At 40.2% G+C, this 21,243-nt stretch carries 17 protein-coding genes; 12 read left to right on the top strand and 5 right to left on the bottom strand.

Annotated elements, in window-relative coordinates:
- Window positions 1–36: 36 nt before the first annotated feature.
- Window positions 37–1,044: a DUF6268 family outer membrane beta-barrel protein gene (locus tag QZ407_RS12695; RefSeq protein WP_295771652.1), complete on the top strand. Its 1,008-nt coding sequence runs from the start codon at window positions 37–39 to the stop codon at window positions 1,042–1,044.
- A 124-nt stretch (window positions 1,045–1,168) separates the two neighbouring features.
- A complete protein-coding gene (locus QZ407_RS12690; protein WP_295771650.1) occupies window positions 1,169–2,911 on the top strand; it encodes an amidohydrolase family protein in 1,743 nt (580 codons plus the stop codon).
- A 29-nt stretch (window positions 2,912–2,940) separates the two neighbouring features.
- Here QZ407_RS12690 and QZ407_RS12685 read toward each other — a convergent pair whose 3' ends face one another.
- Window positions 2,941–3,477, bottom strand: a complete 537-nt coding sequence (locus QZ407_RS12685; RefSeq protein ID WP_295771648.1) for a lipocalin family protein — start codon at window positions 3,475–3,477, stop codon at window positions 2,941–2,943.
- Window positions 3,478–3,682: 205 nt separating this feature from the next.
- Between QZ407_RS12685 and QZ407_RS12680 the strand changes: the two genes are divergently transcribed.
- The 4 genes from QZ407_RS12680 to QZ407_RS12665 are packed head-to-tail and all read left to right on the top strand — an operon-like array spanning window position 3,683 to window position 7,525.
- The gene (locus QZ407_RS12680) at window positions 3,683–4,900 is read left to right on the top strand and encodes a hypothetical protein (protein ID WP_295771646.1); all 1,218 of its coding nucleotides are present in this window, start codon (window positions 3,683–3,685) and stop codon (window positions 4,898–4,900) included.
- 59 nt (window positions 4,901–4,959) lie between these two features.
- Entirely contained in the window at window positions 4,960–6,273 is a 1,314-nt protein-coding gene (locus QZ407_RS12675; RefSeq protein WP_295771644.1) for a hypothetical protein, read from the top strand.
- A gap of 1 nt (window position 6,274) precedes the next feature.
- Entirely contained in the window at window positions 6,275–7,276 is a 1,002-nt protein-coding gene (locus QZ407_RS12670) for an SPFH domain-containing protein (RefSeq protein ID WP_295771642.1), read from the top strand.
- Between the two features lie 9 nt (window positions 7,277–7,285).
- Entirely contained in the window at window positions 7,286–7,525 is a 240-nt protein-coding gene (locus tag QZ407_RS12665) for a hypothetical protein (protein WP_295771640.1), read from the top strand.
- A 24-nt stretch (window positions 7,526–7,549) separates the two neighbouring features.
- On the opposite strand, the gene QZ407_RS12660 is transcribed toward QZ407_RS12665, so the two are convergent.
- Complete coding sequence (locus QZ407_RS12660) at window positions 7,550–8,176, bottom strand: hypothetical protein (RefSeq protein ID WP_295771638.1); 627 nt, start codon at window positions 8,174–8,176, stop codon at window positions 7,550–7,552.
- A gap of 110 nt (window positions 8,177–8,286) precedes the next feature.
- Between QZ407_RS12660 and QZ407_RS12655 the strand changes: the two genes are divergently transcribed.
- The gene (locus QZ407_RS12655; protein WP_295771636.1) at window positions 8,287–9,843 is read left to right on the top strand and encodes a TPM domain-containing protein; all 1,557 of its coding nucleotides are present in this window, start codon (window positions 8,287–8,289) and stop codon (window positions 9,841–9,843) included.
- Window positions 9,844–9,909: 66 nt separating this feature from the next.
- Here QZ407_RS12655 and QZ407_RS12650 read toward each other — a convergent pair whose 3' ends face one another.
- Window positions 9,910–10,446, bottom strand: a complete 537-nt coding sequence (locus QZ407_RS12650; RefSeq protein WP_295771634.1) for a hypothetical protein — start codon at window positions 10,444–10,446, stop codon at window positions 9,910–9,912.
- 188 nt (window positions 10,447–10,634) lie between these two features.
- On the opposite strand from QZ407_RS12650, the gene QZ407_RS12645 reads away from it, so the two are divergent.
- The 4 genes from QZ407_RS12645 to QZ407_RS12630 all read left to right on the top strand — a co-directional run bounded on the left by QZ407_RS12645 (window position 10,635) and on the right by QZ407_RS12630 (window position 17,203).
- Window positions 10,635–11,654, top strand: a complete 1,020-nt coding sequence (locus tag QZ407_RS12645; protein WP_295771632.1) for a hypothetical protein — start codon at window positions 10,635–10,637, stop codon at window positions 11,652–11,654.
- A 413-nt stretch (window positions 11,655–12,067) separates the two neighbouring features.
- Window positions 12,068–14,563: a TonB-dependent receptor gene (locus QZ407_RS12640; protein ID WP_295771630.1), complete on the top strand. Its 2,496-nt coding sequence runs from the start codon at window positions 12,068–12,070 to the stop codon at window positions 14,561–14,563.
- 21 nt (window positions 14,564–14,584) lie between these two features.
- Window positions 14,585–15,901: a PepSY-associated TM helix domain-containing protein gene (locus QZ407_RS12635; protein ID WP_295771628.1), complete on the top strand. Its 1,317-nt coding sequence runs from the start codon at window positions 14,585–14,587 to the stop codon at window positions 15,899–15,901.
- Window positions 15,902–16,063: 162 nt separating this feature from the next.
- On the top strand, window positions 16,064–17,203 hold the full coding sequence (locus QZ407_RS12630) for a metallophosphoesterase (protein ID WP_295771626.1): 1,140 nt from the start codon (window positions 16,064–16,066) through the stop codon (window positions 17,201–17,203).
- Window positions 17,204–17,254: 51 nt separating this feature from the next.
- Here QZ407_RS12630 and QZ407_RS12625 read toward each other — a convergent pair whose 3' ends face one another.
- Complete coding sequence (locus QZ407_RS12625; protein WP_295771624.1) at window positions 17,255–18,283, bottom strand: glycoside hydrolase family 5 protein; 1,029 nt, start codon at window positions 18,281–18,283, stop codon at window positions 17,255–17,257.
- A 184-nt stretch (window positions 18,284–18,467) separates the two neighbouring features.
- Here QZ407_RS12625 and QZ407_RS12620 point away from each other — a divergent pair, with 184 nt between their 5' ends.
- Window positions 18,468–19,877, top strand: coding sequence for a DUF4038 domain-containing protein (locus QZ407_RS12620; RefSeq protein WP_295771621.1), 1,410 nt, complete (start codon window positions 18,468–18,470; stop codon window positions 19,875–19,877).
- 23 nt (window positions 19,878–19,900) lie between these two features.
- On the opposite strand, the gene QZ407_RS12615 is transcribed toward QZ407_RS12620, so the two are convergent.
- A complete protein-coding gene (locus QZ407_RS12615) occupies window positions 19,901–21,229 on the bottom strand; it encodes a DUF3863 domain-containing protein (RefSeq protein ID WP_295771619.1) in 1,329 nt (442 codons plus the stop codon).
- Window positions 21,230–21,243 lie beyond the last annotated feature (14 nt).

Here is a 21,243-nt window from a genome sequence, read left to right as displayed (position 1 = left end):
CATTTTCCGGTCTTATTTCAACCCTACCTCCACCACATGAAAATTTACAACAACTACATTCTCCTGTTTTTTATTTTAACAAATGGCGCGTTTGCACAAAGCCGTGCCGATGCTTATCGTAAACGTATGATGGATTCGATAAAGAACATTTATCTTACAGAAGCGGCCATACGTAATCCAGCTTTAAGGCAGGCTTCCATCACCACCGATGTTACTTCCGGAAGCAATATTGAAAATTTTGTGCACGGAAATAAAACGTTTGATGGCAGAATGCAGGTGTTGCGCACGAGCGCCTTATTTAACGTACCTGTGCATCAATGGGGTAAAAACAGCATTAGTACTACTTTAAGTGCCTTTCAGCAGCGTTTTCATTTGACCAATATTATGCCTTATCAAAGTAATTTGCCTGATTTGGAGGGCAAAGTATTCAACAAATTCACGGTTGGATTTACCGGTACCTTCCTACGTGTCGATTCACTGTTCGGGCACCAAGTTGTCTATTCAGCCAGCATATCGGGCCTTACCAGCAGGGCCAGTTCAATACAAAAGCTCAGTTACCTTGGCGCAATTATATTTTCGCTTAAGCAAACGCCTAAGGTGCGCACCGGCGTTGGCCTTTTCATTAATATTGATCCGTCTATTAATGTACCCGTTGTGCCCTTTTTCACCTACTGGCGTAAATTTAATGATGACTTAGAGCTCAACGTAAACTTGCCACAGCAATTAACCTTGCGCAAAGGGCTTTCACCAAAGTTATGGGCAACATTAGGCACATCATTATCAGGTTCCATTGCCTTTTTCAGGCACAACCAGCCTGGTATTCCACAAGACGGAAACTTTAGTACTATTGACCTTAAAACCGGCCCCGGCATTGAATATCGTTTTGCAAAAAAGTTAATTTTTGGACTGAACGCTGGATTTTTAACCAATCTTCAATCGCGCGAGTTTGAAGTAAACTCAAAAGCCAATGACTACTTTTTGCGCAATAAGGTAAATCCATCGTTCTTCGGCAGCTTTTCAGTGTCTGTATTACCATTTTTATAGTAATGTGTTTAATCAAGTGGAACAACCTGCTTGGTTGACAAATTTCGCAAGCATTGTTACACATTTTTCAATGCGACTTTTAGGAGTTTGACTCTTTTACTTATTATTGAAGTAATTAATCAGGATGAAGAACAGACTTTTGGCCCTCAGAATTACTACAGCATTGATTGTCTCATTTTTAACAACGACAGCTCAATCAGTAAAACAGTATAACGTTTACAAGCTTGAAAGGAACATTGGTAATGAAGTTGTCCACTTGGGCACTCCAAGCGACTTGACTGATTTCTCCACTCAGATTAAAACTAAAGATCGAGGTACAGAAATGAAGCTAAGCGCAGGTATATCCTTAAAAGCCGGCGGCATCAGATACTCATCTAAAGGTAACACATCTCGGTTTAAAACAGAAAGTATAGATACTACCGTTACTGTTAGAAATGCCTTTCCTCTAACCAACAACGGCTCCATTGCATTGAGGAAATCATTGATTGATTTTTGGAAACAACAAGGCAAGCCGAAATTTATTACCAACGCTTTAACAGGTGCCAAAATTGGTGTTGAGTTAATTGATTTTGAGAATAACAAACTTGAAGGAAGCGAATTATTCCTATATAAAATTAATAACGGATTGGATGAACTACTTTGGCTGGATGATCAATATAACGCTGTTTTTTTGAGCTACTGCGACTCAGAAGGAGACAAAAGAGAAGTTATCGACGCTAAATACGAACGCTTTTTTTCTGATTTAAATAAAAAATCCAACAGCGTTCTGCTAAATACAATTTTAAGCAACAAAAGCTTAAAAACCCAGCACCATAAGATTATAGCCATCACAGGTGGCAACATTATCGATGTGGAGAATGATGGGAACATGATTACCAATAGCCTACTGGTATCTATCGATGGAAAAATAAGCTACGTCGGCGTGTATGATAAATCGGTGATCCCTGCTAACGCAAAATTTATAGACGCATCAGGTAAGTTCATTATACCCGGATTGTGGAATATGCATGCACATCTATTTCACCCTGAATATTTGAAAAAGGAGCTACTCTCGGGCGTTACTTCTGTTAGAGATATGGGCAATGAGTTTGACAACTCTGTTTTGCTGCTTAAGGAAGCAAATGCGGCGGATAGCTTTCTACCGCATATTTATAGTGCCGGGTTGATAGACGGGAAATCAGAAAACAGTTTAGGAACGGTTTATGCCGGCAATAAACAGGAGATTGAAAAAGGTATAAAGCGATATCATGACGCCGGTTTTGACCAGATTAAAGTGTACACCTACGTTAAAAAAAACGACTTCAATACAATTGTTCAGGAAGCTGCTAAGTATAACATGCCGGTAGTTGGGCACTTACCTTTTGGCTATACATTGAGTTCATTTATCAATAATGGGATGAATAGCATAAGTCATGTTCACTATTTTATGAATAGCCTTAAGTGGGGTGGCAACTTAAAAGAGGATAATAAAGCCATCCTTGAAACCTTGTTGTCTAAAAAAATATACGTAGACCCAACCTTAAATGTTTATAATTTAACCGGAGACGTAAAACTGCCCTATTACAGTAAGATAGTGAAGTTACTGTTTGATTACGGTGTACCCATAGTAGCCGGTACCGATAATGAAGGGACCATTGCCGATGAACTTTATAATTACGTGAATGCAGGCATGAGCCCTGTACAAGCAATACGCAGTGCTACAATAGTTCCAGCCAAGGTAATGAAAACTGATGCATTGGCTGGAAGTATTGCAAAAGGCAAACAATCTGATGTTGTGATATTAAACGCTAACCCTTTACTTGATATCAAAAATTTAAAGCAAATCAATAGCGTTGTTAGGGGCGAATGGATCGTCAACCCAAATTAACAGAGAATGGCTTGCAATCTTAATAATAGCTAATCGTGCTTGGTCCAAATTAACTTTTCCGTAGCATAGCCCAGTACTTTTGCATGTTCAAGGTAACGTTGCTTTATATAATCGGGCATGGTTTTCTCTCTTGATAGCAACCACAAGTATTTAAGATTGTTGCCGGCAATCAAAGCATACTTGTAATCATCATCAAGAGCAATAACGTTGTAACCTGCATAGAAAGGTCCAAAAAATGAAACCTTAAGCCTTGCTTCGTCTGGAGATTTGACAAATTTTGCCTTGCCAATGCTTTCCTTCCACTCCTGTTCTTTATTCTTAAATCCCCGGTTTTTAACCTTTATTGTACCGTCATTATTCATTGAGTAATTTGCAGTGACCTGTGATAACCCCTTCTCGAATTTAAAATCCATCCTTGCAATTTCGTACCAAGTTCCAAGATACTTTTGCTCGTTAAACGGCTTAACCGCCGTAGCACCCCTGGGTATGGAAACACATGATGAAAGCTTAAAACCAAGTACGGTAAGTCCGGCTAAACCTGCCAGCATATATATTCTGTTCTTCATACAAAAATCACTTTATAGCAAGTAACCTGGGCCATAAAATTCTGTTTGATTCTACAGCAACTTTGTGGTTGCTCATGCATATTGCCAAAAAGCAATTAATAAGTTGAGCCCAGCTTATAGACTTCAATGGGTGTTAAATCACTGTTTTAGCGACTGTAACAGTACTTATTAAAACTCATCATGGCTATTGTATGTTATGAGGCAAATGGCTAAAGATATTAAAGCAATTAAGTGCCCGCATTGCGGCAGTGTGCAAAAAACGGAAGTCAAGCCAGACTTTTATCGCTGCGAAAATTGCGGCACCGAGTACTTTTTGGATAGTGATGATGTACACATTTATCATCATCATACAAGGCAGGGCCAACCATACGTCAGTTCAGCTGAGTCAAACAGCAAATTGCCCATTTATATTTTGATAGGCACTATAGCATTCATTGCTGTAGCATTTGTGGGCGTAATGCTGTTTAGTCCAAAAAAAGAAAAGTCATATACTAATTACACCAATTTCAAAACGCCACGCATGCACTATAGCAACGTGGTTTACGAAAATACCGCCACGGGCGACCCGATATATCTTCGCATTGGAGCCGATCAAATTTACAGTGACAATAATAAAAGTGAGTTTGAAATGCACACACAATACGTAAATGCCGCTACAGGAAAGATTATTGAAGACAGAGTTATGGACGGTGATTACCGTAAAAGTTTGAAATGCGATCTTAGATTTAAAACGTTTCAGCCTGATATGACTTATGCCATTGGCTGCAACACCACCATTTTCCGGTTAGATACCCGCAATAACCAGATTACCGATGTAACAAACAGCCTGTTTGATGCCTTTCCTGAACTAAGCTCAGGTATTGCTCAAATTGAGTTTGACTACTCCAAGCCCATGATCAATATCATGAATAATGAGGGTACCAGCTTTCATTATTTTCCTACTCTGAAAGTGCTTGTGAATAGTGATGAGGAAGCCAGTAAAATCTGGGAATCGAAGTTTGACAGGTATTATTACAGTTTCGGTTACCTGGGTAATTGGACAGATGATAACAAATTCAATCAACTGATTGAAAACCGCTACTTGTCTGAAATACAAAAGTTAAGCCAGCGCGACCTAACTCCCGGACGGAAGTACTTTAATCCCGAAATTCTTTACCAGGATAAAGAGAACTTACTCATCAAAGTGAATACAACGGCGGCCAACAACTCTCCTATTTCTATACAAAGCATTAATGTAAAAAGCGGTAAACTTAACTGGGCGTTACCACCCGATAGGTATTACTTGTATAGCGCCACCAAATGTAAGCAGGGTTTTGCCATTGAGTACCGTAAGGATGAGGAGGCTGATTATGCTCATGGCGTAGTAGTGGTATCAAACGAAGGCAAATTGGTCAACAATTACCAGTTAGGACGTACTGAATAACTCGCCATAAACTAAACAACTTATTTGCTGTTACTAAAAACGTATACCTTATTAAATTCATGGCAAAAGAAATTAAAGCAATTCAATGCCCCAAATGTGGTTCAACGCAAAAGGCTGAACTTAGACCAGATTATTTCAGGTGCCATAACTGCAATACAGAATATTTTTTAGATAACGATGATATAACTATCAATCATAATATCAATTACAAAAATCAGCCCTCAAATGCCTCATCTCCTACCCCAAAGTCAATACTCGTTATATTTGGTATAGTCATAATTTTCTTTTTGGCGGCAATAATAATTCCCAGGCTGTTTGATTCGGGTCCGTCCAACACAAGTAATTCTGTAATACCTCTTGCCAACGAAAAAAATGACAGCTTTCACTGGAGTGACAGAGAGGTTGTGGCATTTGAAAATACCGCAGGTGTACCAATTATTGCAATAATGGGATTCCGTGATTACAATAATGATGATAAGAAACAAAAATCGGGCAACTATATTGCTTTTTACAATGCGTTAAATAGTAAAGAACTAAGTAAGCAACGATTAACTGAATTGCCCCAGGAGCGGCTCAACAATGCAGATTTCAGCATATTCCAAAATGGTGATATCTATGCAATAGGCAATAAGAGCATACTGTATAAAATAGATAAGACAAACACTCGCCTGGTGAATGTGCCAGCCGATTTTTTCACGCATCACGAAGAATTAGCAGCGGGTATTGCTCAAATTGAATTTATTGGAACAAGTTGGGGCGACGGATTGAAGCTCGTTACCAATGATGGAAAAAACCGCACTTACTTTCCTATTGCCGATAAGGTTTACACAGAAAAGGAAATATATCCTGCCGAACGCGCACTTGAAAAAAGAGAACCCGGTGCCAAAACAAGGACTTACTTTTTATTTAGTGAAAAAAGCGACGATTTCCCCGACGAGCCTATTAAGCTCATGATGTATACGCAAAAAGACAACAAAGGAGGCCCTAATACCCGCCCCTTCTTTCAAAAAAGAGACTACTCATTCTTTGGCAAAAACACGGTTTCGGATTTTAGGCAAGGCGAAAAGTACGTTATAAGCTACAAAGATTTAACACCCGGACGATTTTATTTTTCGCCCGAAGTATTGTATAGCGACAACCAATATGTGTTGATCATGTACCGGGCAACAGCTGCGGCAAATTCAAACGTTAACGTTCAGTGCCTTTCGGTGCCCGACGGGCGCATCGTGTTTACAAAACCCATTGACCGCGACAAATCAATAGACCGTGTAGCTTATAAATACAGCAAAGGCTTTATGCTTGAAACTTACGAGGCTGTGTATGTTACTGACATGACGGGTAAAACAGTAAACGAATTTAAAATAATTAACTAACATGGGTATCGGAAGCTTTTTTAGAAATCAGCTCTCACAAGTAATAGAGTGGAACAATCAGCAGCCGGATATGCTGGTTTGGAAATTCCCCTCTGAAAAAGATGAGATTAAAAATGCCAGTAAATTAATTATATCTCCCGGGCAGGGTGCTATTTTGGTTTACGAAGGTAAAGTTACCGACAATTTAGCCACCGAGGGCATTTATGACCTTGAAACCGATAACCACCCATTTATAACAACGTTATTGAAATTGCGCACCAACTTTGAAAGCGAACATAAGTTGAAGATATGGTTTTATCGTACGGCCGAAAACGTTAATCAGGGCTGGGGAACGGCGCAAATGATTAAGTACATGGACCCGGTTTATAAAATCCCAGTAGAATTGGGTGCTAATGGCACCTTCTCATTTCGTATATCAAACCCACTTTATTTGTTTTCAAACGTTGTTGGAGCAAAAGACACATTTACTATTTTAGAAGCTCGCCTGTTGCTGCAAAGCCGCTTTCCGGAAAGTTTATCGGCAGTGTTAGCGCAAAGTGGCGCGTCTTATCAGCAAATTGATGCGCAACTACCTGTACTTTCAGCTAGTATTAAAGCACAACTCAACGCTGAATTGGACAAACTTGGCTTTGAGTTGACTGATTTTAAACTAAACGGGACCATTTTTGACGATGCTACAAAAGAGCGCATAAGTAAAGTAGCCAACATTACTGCCGAAGCTATGGCTGCTGGCGAGGGAGGTTTAACTTACGTCGAAATGCAAAAGTTGAAGGCGCTGCGTGACGCCGCACGTAATGAAGGCGGCTTAGCAGGTGCTGGTTTACAACTTGGCGTAGGTATGGATTTAGGTAAAACGTTCAACACAGCTAAAGATGAACATCTTAACGCTCAATCAACAGATGCGGTATCAAAGTTAAAGCAATTGAAGCTACTGCTTGACGAAGGCATTATTACCCAGGAAGAGTTTGACAATAAGAAAAAAGAATGGATGGATAAGCTTTAATTAATTATCATGAAAACATTGATTGGAATACTTGCTGCACTTATCACACTTGCATTTATTGGCTTGCTTATTTTACGAGTATGGGATATTGAAATTTTGAGCCTTGAAACAATTGCAAGAAGTAGCGTTACACTGGCTATATTAGGGATTACTTCCCTGATACTGATTGTTGTTTATGGTGCATTTTTAAAAAATGATAGCGGCAATTACAACAATAAAGCCGGTAACCGTGCACATCCAAAAGCCTAATTGAAGGCTAACTTAATATAGCATTTATTTAATCAACTTTAGATCATTCATGTTGATGTAGCCTGAGGTTTCCTTTCCGGCTTTGTTGGTGAAATACACGTAAAGCCATTCGTTTTTGCTGACCCCTATCCTGTCCATATCAAGTGTAACCTTATCGCCTTTCAACACATAAGTTTTAAGCTTAGCAGCCGCATCCGGCTCTTTATAAAAATATGCTTTGCGAACAATTACCAGATAGTCGCCCGCTACTGCATTGGTAAACTTTGTATACAAGCCGTTGAAGTCTTCTGTCAAGTGGTCAACAGCACAATCAGAAAACTTTGCTTTCAATTTATTACCTGCTATTGCCAACGTAACTTTGCAGTCCGGATCATTTTCAACGCTTTGTAAAACGCAAATGTTGCTTTTAAGTAGTCCAGTGCCTGCATAATAACCCATTTGCCCGTTATGTGTATTCCACCAGGAAAATATTTCTGCATTTATCTTATCGCCTGTTTTATTAAATGAAATAACGCTATATGCACCGTTAGCTATCTTCCTTTGGTAAGTTCCGGTTTGAGCGCTTAGCGCTTCTACACAAATCGTAGCCAGTAGTGAAAGCAAAGTTGCTTTTGTTTTGACGATGTTCAGTATACCAAAATATATATTCATACAATAATATTAGCTTTTAGCCATAAAACATTTTAAGCAACATTTGTTTGTAGAGCAAGAAGATAAGTAGCCGTAACATTTCGGATTTTTAATAATCAAAGCCCATCATAATGCCGTTTAATAACGTAAACAATAAAATTTGGTACTTCTCAAAAAGTAAGTCAAGCTACCTTTTATGTGTTTTACTCACCTTTACGTTTCTGCATGTAACTTCTCCATCCTATTCAATACAAAACATTCTATACAATTCGGTTGACCAGGTACCTAACCCTAAAACTAATGGCAGTGGCTATATCAGCGATCCTCAAAGTTTGATTGCGCCAAGCGAAGCTGACAGTTTAAACCGCTTACTAGCAATACTCGATAATAAACTAGGTGTTGAAGCAGCTGTTGTTATTACTAATAACTTTGATGAGCAAGCTGATGACTTTAAATTTGCAACGGAGTTATTTCGTAAATGGGGCATTGGTAAAAGGCAGGCAAACAACGGGCTCTTATTATTTATAGCTACTAATACCAGGCAATATCGCTTTATAACGGGCTATGGCCTGGAGGGACTACTACCCGATGAAAAACTGTCAAAAATTGGAAGCCGCACGTTGATCCCGGCGTTTAAGGCCGAAAATTATGGTGAAGGTGTGTTACGTACAATGGAAGTAATTAGTGCCTATTTGCAACAGCCGGCAAATAAAAAAGAGCTTGACATGCTGTTACAAAAACAAAGCGTTAATGATGAGGCAGTATCGACAAAGCTCATTTCTTTTTTTACTATTCTTTTGTTAACAATAGCTGCAGGCCTGCAAATAAGTAAAATAAAAGGTAAAGTCCCTAAAAACCGCAATCATACTGTAAATCTGTATTCTGACATTACCATTTGGTTGGCGGTATCCATAACAATTTTAATACTGCTGTTTCTGTTAATTGTTCTTGTAACCGGTCACATTGGAGATTTATTCAAAGGGCTTACAGGTTCAATTTTAACAACAGGGATAATTGTATGCATGCTATATATATTTTTTGCGCACTTGGGCGTGCTTAATAAAATGCGCCGGGGTTATGTAGACGAAGTTAATTTTATACAGCAAAGCAAGGCTTTTTATCGTAAGGCCTGGTGGCATGTTTTACTGTCGCCACTATCACTTATATGGTTACTTGTACAGTACTACAAAAGCACGCAAATTGGCAAACGCTTACAACCACTTATGGATGATAATGGCCAGCCAATGCAGCGCCTTAACCGCGATGCAGAAAAAAAGGCTTCAATTCACTTATCTGCCGGTCAGTTGAAGGAAGAAGAGTTAGGCAGCATGGTTTACGACATATGGTGGCAAAAAGATACAAAAACAGTTAATGTAGTACCCTACCATGGCTACTGTTATAAAGATTTTGAGCCTTGCCCTAATTGTAATTTCAGAACCTTTACTAAACCGCTTGAAATAACCGAACAAAAGGCCACATATACGCGCACAGGAAAAGCAAAACGTGTACGCATATGTCGTAACTGCAGCTATGAGCATTTTATTGAGTATATTACATTACCCATGCTGGTGAAATCGTCCAGCAGTGCGTCATCATCCAGCTCTGGTAGAAGTAGTTCTTCCTCCTCGTCAGGAAGTAGCTGGGGAGGCGGCAGCACAGGCGGAGGCGGCGCAGGAGGAAGCTGGTAATGTGTTTACCAACTTTTTAACGTATAGTTTCTTCATCAAATCTTGAAACTCTACGTTCAGTGTATACTAACGCTCACTATAAATATTAAACTTTTCAAAGGGAACTTTTCCAAAGTTTTTTACTGTTTCTATTTTCGATTCAACCTTTTCAGGTTCGGTGGCACGAAAGTATTCATGACCGTCTTTATGCAACAACCAGTTTTTTGCGGTCGGATTGTATTTGAAAGTTATAATGCGCGTCCAGCGTTGGCCTGATCCTCCGTAATGCTCAACCGAAAAATAGCCGTTTTTTATAGTTATGCCCGTGAAAGGATCACCCATTTGACCGCCGCAGTCAACACAGTATACCGCGTTATCGCTACGGTTGGCAAACTTGTAAGTTTTATTAGCCTGCCCCAGTAATATTAGTAAAGGTCGTTTTTCAGGATTATCGATAACGTTCGATGTCTTTTCTTCACCTTTTTTGTAAAGCACCATAATAGCATCAGGGTAAGCATCTCGGTTAAGGTCGCCTTTAGTTATATCAAGCACTTCGTATCCTTTAGTTACAAACTGCTTCATATTTGCCGGAACGTTAACTGGTAGCTTTGGTGTTTGGGCCATAACGTGCAAGCCTGATGCTAACATCAATAACAATAAAGAAATTTGTAAGCGCATTTAAGTGATGTGTAATTGTTAATATTTTGAATTATAAACAGCGGTCAAACAAAATGTTTTTAACCGCTAAGCAACTATCCTGCAAACTTCATCTGTTTAACGTTGTTGAGTGCATAAATCAACACAACAACCCCATGTCATTTAAAAGCCTGGCAAAAACACGCTGGAGAATTGAACCCGAACGCGTTATCATATACCCAACCGGTGTATTTTACATTTTTGTACCTATAATGGCCATTTTAGGCATTGGTCTTTTATACATGTATACCAGTACTCAAAATGTTTCCATAAGCCAATCAATGCCCATTGTGTTACTCATATTGCTTATAGTAGTACTGTTTTGGGGTGCCGCCAACACTTATATTGAATTTGATAACCGACAGGCCCGCATGCGCAAAATGTTTATGGGTTTTATCCCTACTAAAAACATTCCGTTTGCACAGCTGCATGGCATTGATGTGGTAAGCGGCATCACTACGGGCAGCTACAATTACAGTTTGTTTCGTAAAAATTCAAGATATGGCAAAGGGATTGTAGTTTCATCGGCTTATACTAAAAACGACGATCCTAACGCTATAGCTTTTGTTGAAGAGGCTGTACCAATAATACACGGCTATTTGGAAAAATACGATAGCCCCGCCGACTTTGTAAGCGAACCAATTACGTCTTACAAATACTTTGAGCTAAAAGGGAACGTGTACGCCGTGAAAAGCAATAAAATTGGAGCACTGATAACAGGTATTGTTTTAATTGGCATAGGCTTATGGCTGTTTACAATTCCTGCCGATAGCCTCATAGCTATACTCTTTTGCATTGGCCTGTTGTTTTTATTTGGCGTGGTATTTATCAACGCAGCCTTTACGCAATTTTTATTCGACCCACAAAACGGAACGGTGAAACGCACAGGCCTGTTTAGCTTTTTACACAAAGAATACAGCTTTGTAAACTATGCCGGCATTCAGACCATACGTCACACCGTGAACTTGATTTACGTACGCACTTCGGTAAACCTCATATTTGTTCTTCCGGAAAAGAATAACAAGGAAGTTCCGCTTACCGTTGCTTCACTCTTCCGTGAAAAAAGTATTGATAGATTTATCAAGGAGTTTTACAGCATAATGAACACAACCGCAAACAACAACATCACGCAATAAAAACCGTCAGCTCAATTCTTCAGCTTTACTATAACTGTAGCTAAATCAAACCCAACTTAGCCTTAACCTGGTGAGTTGGGTTTTTCTTTTGAATTTTGTCGTAAGAGCTAACGTAATTTATCCACAAGAATTCCATTATGTACCCCGAAATTCACTGTAGTAAAGAATGTGGTTACTTCTATTATCGAAGCTCATCTTTCAAAAAATTATTCCGACAAACGGGCGTGTAATATTTAAAAAAAGACGTTTATTCTGCTGATCTTTTAAAAAATCGCAAAGATTTAAAATCGAAAGCTAAGTTTATTTGGATTTATTCTAAATAAACTTAGCTTTGTAAAAAAATGCCACACAGGATCTCACCCTGTGTGGCTGGCCGGAGAACCCGGCTTACTCTTAACGTTGAATTAAAAGTAATGCAAGTTAAAAATTTTCTGCTAATTGGTGCAGCCTGCACCGCCGCGCTATCTTTAAATGCGGCAACACTAAACAACTTACACAAAACCAACACTGTTGCGTATGTAAAAACTCTACATGGTACTTTAAATGACGACGATCAGCAGACCGGTACAATCCGCGGTCGCATTACCACTTCTGACGGTACAGTTGCACCAATGGTATCTGTTACGCTGAGAGGCACCCGCTTTGGCGCCATTACCGACGAAGACGGACAATACCAGATTAAACGCGTACCCGAAGGCGATTACACTATTGTGGTTACAGCCGTTGGTCTTTATCCTAAAGAAAAAAACGTACATGTAAAAGGCAGAAGCACCGTTATTGCCGATTTCTCGCTAAATGAAAATCGCTCGGAGTTGGCCGAGGTACAGGTAAAAACTGTAAAAAAGAAATACAAGGTTGAACGTCCCTCCTCTTCATTAAGGTTACAGTCGCCTCTTATTGAGGTGCCTCAAAATATACAGGTTGTTACCAGCCAGTTAATGGCCGATCAGCAGGTGTTTGACATTGTTGATGGTATAACCCGCAACGTAAGCGGTGCCACCCGCGTTGGCCACTGGGATGCGCAATACGCAAACATTTTCATGCGTGGCACCAATATTCCGGCGTTCCGTAACGGCATGAATCAAAAAATGCCTTGGGGACCGCTTGCTGACGATGCTGCCACAATTGACCGTATTGAGTTTGTAAAAGGCCCATCAGGTTTTATGATGGCTAACGGCGAACCGGGAGGTATCTACAACATTGTTACTAAAAAGCCTACAGGCCAAAACCGCAGTTCGGTTAGCCTTAGCGGTGGTGGTTACAACCTGGGCCGTGCCGCGGTTGACCTTGATGGAAAGTTATCCCGCGATGGAAAATTATTATTTCGCCTGAACTTAGCAGCGCAAACCAAGGGCAGCTATAATAAGTACAATTACACTGATAAGTACGTTATAGCCCCGGTAATTAGCTATCAAATTGACAGCAACACCCTGGTTACCGCAGAGTATACCACACAGCACGTTGAAGCACAAGCTTTAGGCTCATACGGCTTTTCACCAAAGGGTTTCGCCGATACGGACCCTAGCTTCTTTTTAGGCGATCCTTCGCTAGACCCGGTGAAGCTGAATGACCACAACGTTACTTTTTATTTAAGGCATAAAATCAATAAAGACTGGACGCTTAACGGCCAGGCAAATTATGTACGATATGGGATGTTTGGTGGTTCACCATGGCCATCGTCAATTGCGCCTAATGGTAACATGCGCAGATACCTGAATATTAGTGAAGAACTTGCCATAAACAAAAACGCACAGTTAAGCGTAATGGGCGATTTGGTTACCGGTAAAGTGATACACCGCATATTAACGGGTATTGATATGGGTAACCTTAAAACCTGGGGCGATTTTTCGAGCACCACGCTTGCCGATCTTCAATTAACTGACGACCGAACGTTCAATATTTATAATCCTGAATACGGTATACCCACTAAAAACATTCCTTTTTTTGATAGATCGAGAAGTTTGCAGGTAAGATCTGGTTCAAACACTTACGCAACCAATCTTACTTATACCGGTGCTTATTTACAGGATGAAATTCGCATGCTTGACGAAAAGTTGCGCTTAACCCTTGCCGGTCGTTTCACCCATTCGGTAACTGTAGGCAAAACAAATAGTCAGCAAATATCTGATAATGTTTTTACTCCGAGATTTGGTTTGAGCTACTCAATTACTAACGATTTCAGTGCTTACACTTTGTATGATCAAAGCTACTTGCCTGTAGCCAATACAAATAATTATACTGGTACTCCTTTCAGGGCAATAAGAGGAAGTAACGTTGAATTAGGCTTGAAGAAGGATTGGTTTGAGGGTAGATGGAATACAACATTCGCAATTTATCAAATCACTAAAAGTAATGTGCTTGCTACCGACTTTGATAACATTGGTATAAATCCAAACGCACAGATTCAACTGGGTAAAATAAGATCAAAAGGTATTGAACTCGATGTTAATGGTGAATTGACTAAAAGTTTGAATTTGGTTTTAAATTATGCCTATACCGATGCAAAGGTACTTGAAGATACACGTCCGGTATTGGTAGGCAACCGCGTGCCTAACTCAGCTAAACATATAACAAACGGCTGGTTGTCATTTCGTGTTGATGATGAAAATTCAATATTCAAGGGTTTTGGACTATCAGGTGGATACCAAATCCAGCTTGGTAGAAATGCAGGGTCAACAACCTCTCCAATGAGACTACCTGCCTACTATCGCTTTGACGCCGGTGCATCTTACGAGAAAGGAAGAATAACAATTTCAGCCCTGGTAAATAATTTGCTCGACCGTCGTTTGCTCACTCAAGGCTCATATACTAAGTTGGCACAGGAAACTGCAACTTCTGTTTCTTACTATACTTACATATACGAGTATCCAAGAAATGGCAGAATAACTATTGCTTACCGTTTTAAATAATCACCAACCTAACACTACGCAATGATGACCGCTAACAAGTCCTTAAACGCAAAAAAGCATAAAGATTCGGTATTTAAACGGATTAACAACTGGCTGCATTTGTGGCTGGGCCTTATATCGGGCATCATTGTGTTTATAGTATGTGTAAACGCCTGTATTTGGGTATTTAATGAAGAAATTACCGGTTTGCTTGAACCGCAAACCAAAGTTGAGTGGCAGGACAAGCCAGTGCTTAAGCCATCTGAATTAACTAAGATAGCATCCCGTCTTTACCCCGATAAAATTCCCTCTTATGCAAATTACCAGCAAGGCAGAGCAATTAATTTAAGCTTACGCCTTGCCGATGCCAAGCCAAAAGATAGAAGAAGCGGCAACACCGTATTAAAAATAAATCCATACACAGGAGAGGTTTTGGCGCGGGAGGAGCATAAAAAAGGTGAAACAGATTTTTTCAGATTTATTTTGAACGGGCATCGCTTTTTGTGGCTACCTGTAGAGATCGGTCGCCCCGTTGTAAACTATGCTACGCTGGTTTTTGTGGTAATTTTAATAACAGGCCTTATTTGGTGGTACCCTAAAAAATGGAATAAAAATACCCGCGAAAAAAGTTTTACCATTAAATGGAATGCATCGTTCAAGCGGCTCAATCTCGATTTGCACAACGTCTTGGGCTTTTACGCCATGATATTCCTTGCGTGTATTGCATTAACCGGTATGGTATATGGCATTAAATGGTACAGCGAAAGTGTTTACTGGGTAACATCAGGCGGCGAAAAATTAGCTGAATATAAGCGTATGCAGTCTGACTCTCTACAACAAGGAAAATTTTATACAACTGGCCAAGCAATGGATTTAGCCTGGAGCAAGGTAATATCAAGGCATCCTAAATCAATGGGCTTTTATTACAGCTTTGCCGATGCCAGCCAACCTAAGGCAGCCATTGATATTACAGTTTACCCTAATAAAGGTCAATTTTATAATAGCAGGGGTTACTCGTTTGATCAACATACGCTAAAAGAGTTCATTAGAGAAGACGCCTACTCTGTACCTTATGAGCAAGCTTCATTTGGACAAAAATTACGAAAAATGAACTACGATATTCATGTTGGCAGCATTTTGGGATTTCCGGGTAAAGTGCTTGCTTTTTTTGCATCGCTAATTGGTGCCAGCCTGCCAGTCACCGGATTTTTAGTATGGTATAATCGTAAGTTTAAAAAGAAAGGCGATAAAAAACAAAAGCGTAGTGGCTGGAGTGAAACGCAAGAGCGTAACTATAAACCTTCCCGTACAAGTAAGGTTTCGGAAGCGATGCTGGCAAGCAACTCAACATCTTTATAAATACAGTTTGTTCCAAATTATAAAGTAACTGAGGTTTGTGAAATGCTATTTTACAAACCGGCAACTCACAATCCATAAGCTTTACTGTTACAACTACACACGGCAGTTACATTAGTAGCTGAAGTGGATAAGTGAATTATTAATTTGTACAGTTTGAATTCAATGAAGCTAGTTTTTTTGATCCTGTTTGCAGGACTTTTCAGCGGTATCAGCCATTGTGTCACAGCTCAGCCAAGTCATCCTACTGTTGATGGACCGTATATTTTTTACAAGGGCGACTATGGCTACGCCAAGCGTATTGAAAAAAGAGGTAAAAAGTTAATGCTTAAAATTGACAGTTTTAAAGTAAGTGACAGAGCTAAAACAATGTTTAGGGTAGATGTAGATGGTCACCCCGACTGGAGTTTTACAGTTAAGCTTAAAAAAAAGATATCACCACGGTCTGCAAGTTTTTCAGGTTCAGAACCTATGCTTTTTCTGTCAGACATAGAAGGTGAATTTACCGCATTCCGTGAAATTTTGTTGGCTAACAATGTTATTGACTCTAACTATAACTGGTTGTTTGGCAAAGGCCGTCTTGTGATTGCGGGCGACTTATTTGATCGTGGTAAACAGGTAACGCCCTACTTGTGGCTGCTTTACAAATTAGAAGATGATGCAAGGGCCAAAGGTGGTGATGTAAACGTGATATTAGGTAATCATGACATTATGAACTTTAAAGGCGATTACCGTTACGTGCAGCCTTTATACTGGGCTAACGCTAAGCTCATGCATGAATCATACAGCGACTTACACAACGCCGATACCGAGCTTGGCAGGTGGCTGAGAAGTAAAAATATAATTGAAAAAATTGGCGATATGCTGGTTATGCATGGAGGTATGTCTGCCGATGCTCTTGAGCAAAACCTAACGGTAGACGAAATTAATAACGCATCGCGGCCATACCTTGATAAATCTTCCAAAGTAACTCCTGATAGTTTAAAGCCTTTTTTAGGAAATCAGGGCGTATTTTGGTACAGGGGGTACTTCACAAAATCAAGAGCAAGCATGCAAACTGTTGATGCCACGTTAAAGCAATATAAAGTAAAATACATTGTTGTTGGCCATACCATAATTAAACAAAATATTGGTTTATATTACGGTGGAAAAGTGGTTGGGCTTGACGTTAATGAGCATAAAGGCGACAGGGCCGCTGCACTTTACACTAAAGGCTCATGGTATGTTTTAGACGCATCAGGCAAAAAAAAAGAGCTGGTTTACAACCCAGACAATGATACTCTTAAAACTGAGGACATCGACTAGATAAGTAAGCCAATGTCCCCAGTTTTGTAATCAAAACGGATCAATAAGTTTTTACTTTTTTACAAAAGTGTACTTAGTTAACACTTTCATTTGCGGCCTGTCTTTTCCGTTTATAGGTTGTACTGCTAATTTATAGTCGCCCCAACGATGACCGGCTGCCCAGTAAGTACCGTTAACTCCGTTTGCTTGTATATACTTTAAAAAGTTATCTAAAGTAACCAGCCAGCGTTCATCATCATCAGGTGCGCCGTACTCACCTATAAAGCCTTTAAGTTTGTTTTTTTGAAGCCAGTTTACAAATGGCTGCGCACGTTCCACACCTGTTTGAGGGGTTGCCTTTTCATCTTCGTAGCTCACTTTGTAAGTACCCGATCCATCATTATCAAAATAAAGGTGTGCTTCAAATACCAGGTTGTTAGCCGGATCTTTAAGATTTTTGAGGTGATCGCTTCCGTTTTGCCATTTGGCTGCCGAGCTCCAGTTATCGCCGCCAACAACTATCGGGTGCTTTTGGTCTACGGTTCTAATCTGAGTTATGATGGCTTGTGCTATATTAAACCAGGCGGTACTATCGGGCATATCATGAGGCTCGTTCATAATTCCGTAGCCCCATATGTTCTTTTTATCTTTCAATTTAACAGCCAGCTTCTTCCAGGCATCGGCTACCATATCAATAGTTACACCTTTGGTGTTAATGAGGGTAAGTTCTCCATTAATCATGCGGCGGCAATAGTTGTGCATATCAGGTATCACAAGCATGCCTTTTTCAGCAGCTACATCAATCACCTTTACAAGTTTGTTCACCTGAAAAGTATCTAACTCACCATTTAACTGCGGCTGCAACCGTTCCCACAAAAATGGAAGCCTGATTAGCCTGAAACCTTTTGACTTTAAATACTCAACATCGTTAGCGGTGGGATAATCGTAATCCTTTTCATAAGTGCCCGGTATCTGCCCAAAATCGGCCCCTGCCAAATTCACACCAAATGGCGCAGCACCCGCTTTCAACGACTTTAATGATTGTGCACTTACAGATACGAAACATGCGCAGGCAAGCAATGCTGTACAAACTATTCTCATAAATTGGTATAATGGTTAAACTTGGCTCAAAGTAAATGAGCCTGCATTAGTAAACATTTCAAAAGTACATTTACCTGTTTGCGGGTTGTAATACTTTTTTAACCGAGGCTTATCTTTAACTGGCATTATATCGCAATTATATAAAATGGTTAATACATTTAAAGCTCCAATTTTAAGCTTAATTATGCGATTAATTATACTGCTATTTATTCTATCTTTTTACCAGCTATCAATTAAAGGCCAAACACTCAAAGTAAGCGCTGATAAAAGATATCTGATTGACGCAAAAGGTAAACCCTTTTTTTGGATGGGCGATACTGCCTGGGAATTATTCCACAAGCTGAGCGACGATGAAGCCGACCATTACCTCGAAACCCGGGCTAAACAAGGGTTTACGGTTATACAGGCCGTAATTATATCTGAAGATAGCGGCTTAACTAAACCCGATGTTTACGGTCATTTGCCTTTTACCCGTTTATCGCCTTTAAAACCTAACGATGCTTTTTTTAAACATATAGACCACGTAATCAATAAGGCGGCATCGCTTGGATTATACATGGCTGTGCTGCCTACATGGGCCGATAAGGTGCCATCAAACCGGGCTGGTAAAGACTCGGTTATTTTTGATAAAAGTAATGCCTTGATATATGGTGAATTTTTAGCCCGGCGTTACGCTAAAAAACCAATAATTTGGGTCCTCGGCGGCGACAGGGATATAAACGGCCCGACTGCTTATAACATATGGAAGGCCATGGCAGCAGGGTTGAAAAAAGGCAATAGCAGGCAGCTTATAACTTACCATCCCGCAGGCGAAAGCTCATCATCACGTTGGTTTCAAAATGACGAATGGATTGATTTTAACACCTATCAAAGCGGTCATGCACATCACTTTATGCCGGTCTTTAAATTTGCACAAGCCGATTATTATAAGAAACCTGTAAAGCCATTTTTAGATGCCGAGCCCGCTTATGAGGAAATACCTGTTGAATTTTGGGCGTTTATGAAATTGGATCAACAGCAAACCGTGCCATCTTCTATATTGAATAAAGACAATACACTGGCAGATAAATTACATTTTAAAAATGGTTTTTTTACCGATTATGATGTTCGTGTACATGCCTACTGGAACCTTTTATCGGGAGCATGCGGTTATACTTACGGCCATAACGCCGTTTGGCAAATGTTTAAAAAGGGTGGCAGTTTCGTAATACCCACCCTTACCGACTGGAAAGAAGCATTGAACAGCCCCGGAGCCCGGCAGATTAAAAACTTAAATAAACTATTTGCAAACTGCTTTTACGATTTAATACCAAATACAAAACTAATAAAAGGAAAAAATGCTGCCGACAGCACCTACATAGCTGCGGCATCCAACAGTAAACATACTTCAGCTATAGTTTATATGGCACTGGGGCAATCAACCGTGCTTGACCTTAAACAGCTGAAATATCCTTTAAAGGCTTACTGGTATGACCCACGGCTTGGGAAAAAATCATATATAAATACTTTCAAACATGCCGGCATTGAACGTTTCACTCCACCGACTGCAGGACCAGGTAACGACTGGGTGCTTTTATTGAAAAGTAAGTTGTAAATGGCTCTGCAAAATCCCGGATTTTATTTTAACCCGGGATAGTATTTGTGGATAAGCTTAATATCGGTTGTCGACAGCTTGCTTAAACTTACAGGCTTGTCTTGTGGGCGTGTTTGCTTTTGATTGATGGCGCCTAAAATGCTCCAGTTGCGGGTAAGTGTATCTGGTTCTTTGATGTTTCCATCGTATTTAGTAAAGTCAATTACCTGCCATGGGCTTTTAGTTTGCCAGTTGCGTAACAATGCAAGGCGGAAAGATTTATTCATCAACCATTTTATTTCCAATGGCTTGTCTGAACCTCCGATACCGCTTCCGCGCTGGATGAATTGGTAATTGAAATTATTGGTTTTATAAGCTTTGCGCCAGGTAAGGCCAAACTCTCCCATAGTAATAAATTGTGTTTGCGGCCAGCGTTGTTTAATTTGGTGTAACCATTCGGTTAAACCGCTCACCGGTATATCAAGCGATACTTCCCAGTTCACCGTCACCCAACCAAACTTGTTAAGCTTAAAGCCTTCATCAAAATGTGCTGCCGTGGCGTGGATCATTTCTTTAATACCGGTAGTTTCGCCATACTTACCTAATGTTTCAATTGGCCCTACTCCTAGGCGGCTATTAAATCCGTCGGCATAACCTTCTCGCCTAGCCGCCAAAAAATCCATTGTCCAACCGTCAAGGTTTACACAGTCAATGAAGTCGGCTTTAGATTGTGCCGGCTTACAAAAGTGGTCAACAGACGGGTAATATGGGTAAACTACCGAACCTTCCCCATCCTGATTATCAATAGCATATTGGCTCCATATGTTTCCCTGGCACACATGAATGTTTTCGTTAGCGGCCAAATACTTTTGATTAGCTGCTGCCAAAAAACCAGCAACCACACATTTTGGGCGGTAATTATTACCTACAATTGCCGATACCTTTGCCAGCCCATCGTGCAAATCTCTATTTACCTGGCTGCGGGTATTGTGTGCATTCGAGAAATACGCACCCGGTATAAACGTTATCTCATCGCCATATTGCTTGTGATATTGCGTGACCAGCTTTTTGATTGCCATGTAATTGGCTGTAGTATCATGCAAAGCCAGCCAGCTTAATGCCCAGGTAATACGTGCGCCCGGAAAGCCATCTTCTACCCCCTTACGAAAGGCTATGACCCTTTGAGGCGTGTGCAGGCTACGTTCATCCTCGCCCAGGTTAAGGGTGCGGGTTGCCTCAATTTGGTTAACCCTTATAATGGCGTTAAAAGTAAGAAAGCGGTTGCCGTTGAGCACACCGCTATAAGGTTTAGGTTGAGCAATAGTAACAGCTGCACTGAGTACAAAGCTCAGTAATAAATAAATTGATTTCATAATTAAAGCAGCAT

This window comes from uncultured Mucilaginibacter sp., from assembly GCF_913773635.1.
Taxonomy (GTDB): domain Bacteria; phylum Bacteroidota; class Bacteroidia; order Sphingobacteriales; family Sphingobacteriaceae; genus Mucilaginibacter.
The sequence above is the reverse complement of the archived record's forward strand: the minus strand, read 5'-3'. Positions and strand labels throughout refer to the sequence as shown.

What these genes read in the sequence shown, in the direction of transcription:
- QZ407_RS12665 (WP_295771640.1), top strand. Translation starts at nt 7,286, where the DNA reads ATGAAAACATTGATTGGAATACTTGCTGCACTTATCACACTTGCATTT.
- QZ407_RS12675 (WP_295771644.1), top strand. Translation starts at nt 4,960, where the DNA reads ATGGCAAAAGAAATTAAAGCAATTCAATGCCCCAAATGTGGTTCAACG.
- QZ407_RS12685 (WP_295771648.1), bottom strand. Translation starts at nt 3,477, where the DNA reads ATGAAGAACAGAATATATATGCTGGCAGGTTTAGCCGGACTTACCGTA.
- QZ407_RS12650 (WP_295771634.1), bottom strand. Translation starts at nt 10,446, where the DNA reads ATGGCCCAAACACCAAAGCTACCAGTTAACGTTCCGGCAAATATGAAG.
- QZ407_RS12640 (WP_295771630.1), top strand. Translation starts at nt 12,068, where the DNA reads ATGCAAGTTAAAAATTTTCTGCTAATTGGTGCAGCCTGCACCGCCGCG.
- QZ407_RS12615 (WP_295771619.1), bottom strand. Translation starts at nt 21,229, where the DNA reads ATGAAATCAATTTATTTATTACTGAGCTTTGTACTCAGTGCAGCTGTT.
- QZ407_RS12630 (WP_295771626.1), top strand. Translation starts at nt 16,064, where the DNA reads ATGAAGCTAGTTTTTTTGATCCTGTTTGCAGGACTTTTCAGCGGTATC.
- QZ407_RS12655 (WP_295771636.1), top strand. Translation starts at nt 8,287, where the DNA reads ATGCCGTTTAATAACGTAAACAATAAAATTTGGTACTTCTCAAAAAGT.
- QZ407_RS12625 (WP_295771624.1), bottom strand. Translation starts at nt 18,283, where the DNA reads ATGAGAATAGTTTGTACAGCATTGCTTGCCTGCGCATGTTTCGTATCT.
- QZ407_RS12690 (WP_295771650.1), top strand. Translation starts at nt 1,169, where the DNA reads ATGAAGAACAGACTTTTGGCCCTCAGAATTACTACAGCATTGATTGTC.
- QZ407_RS12620 (WP_295771621.1), top strand. Translation starts at nt 18,468, where the DNA reads ATGCGATTAATTATACTGCTATTTATTCTATCTTTTTACCAGCTATCA.
- QZ407_RS12645 (WP_295771632.1), top strand. Translation starts at nt 10,635, where the DNA reads ATGTCATTTAAAAGCCTGGCAAAAACACGCTGGAGAATTGAACCCGAA.
- QZ407_RS12670 (WP_295771642.1), top strand. Translation starts at nt 6,275, where the DNA reads ATGGGTATCGGAAGCTTTTTTAGAAATCAGCTCTCACAAGTAATAGAG.
- QZ407_RS12635 (WP_295771628.1), top strand. Translation starts at nt 14,585, where the DNA reads ATGATGACCGCTAACAAGTCCTTAAACGCAAAAAAGCATAAAGATTCG.
- QZ407_RS12695 (WP_295771652.1), top strand. Translation starts at nt 37, where the DNA reads ATGAAAATTTACAACAACTACATTCTCCTGTTTTTTATTTTAACAAAT.
- QZ407_RS12680 (WP_295771646.1), top strand. Translation starts at nt 3,683, where the DNA reads ATGGCTAAAGATATTAAAGCAATTAAGTGCCCGCATTGCGGCAGTGTG.
- QZ407_RS12660 (WP_295771638.1), bottom strand. Translation starts at nt 8,176, where the DNA reads ATGAATATATATTTTGGTATACTGAACATCGTCAAAACAAAAGCAACT.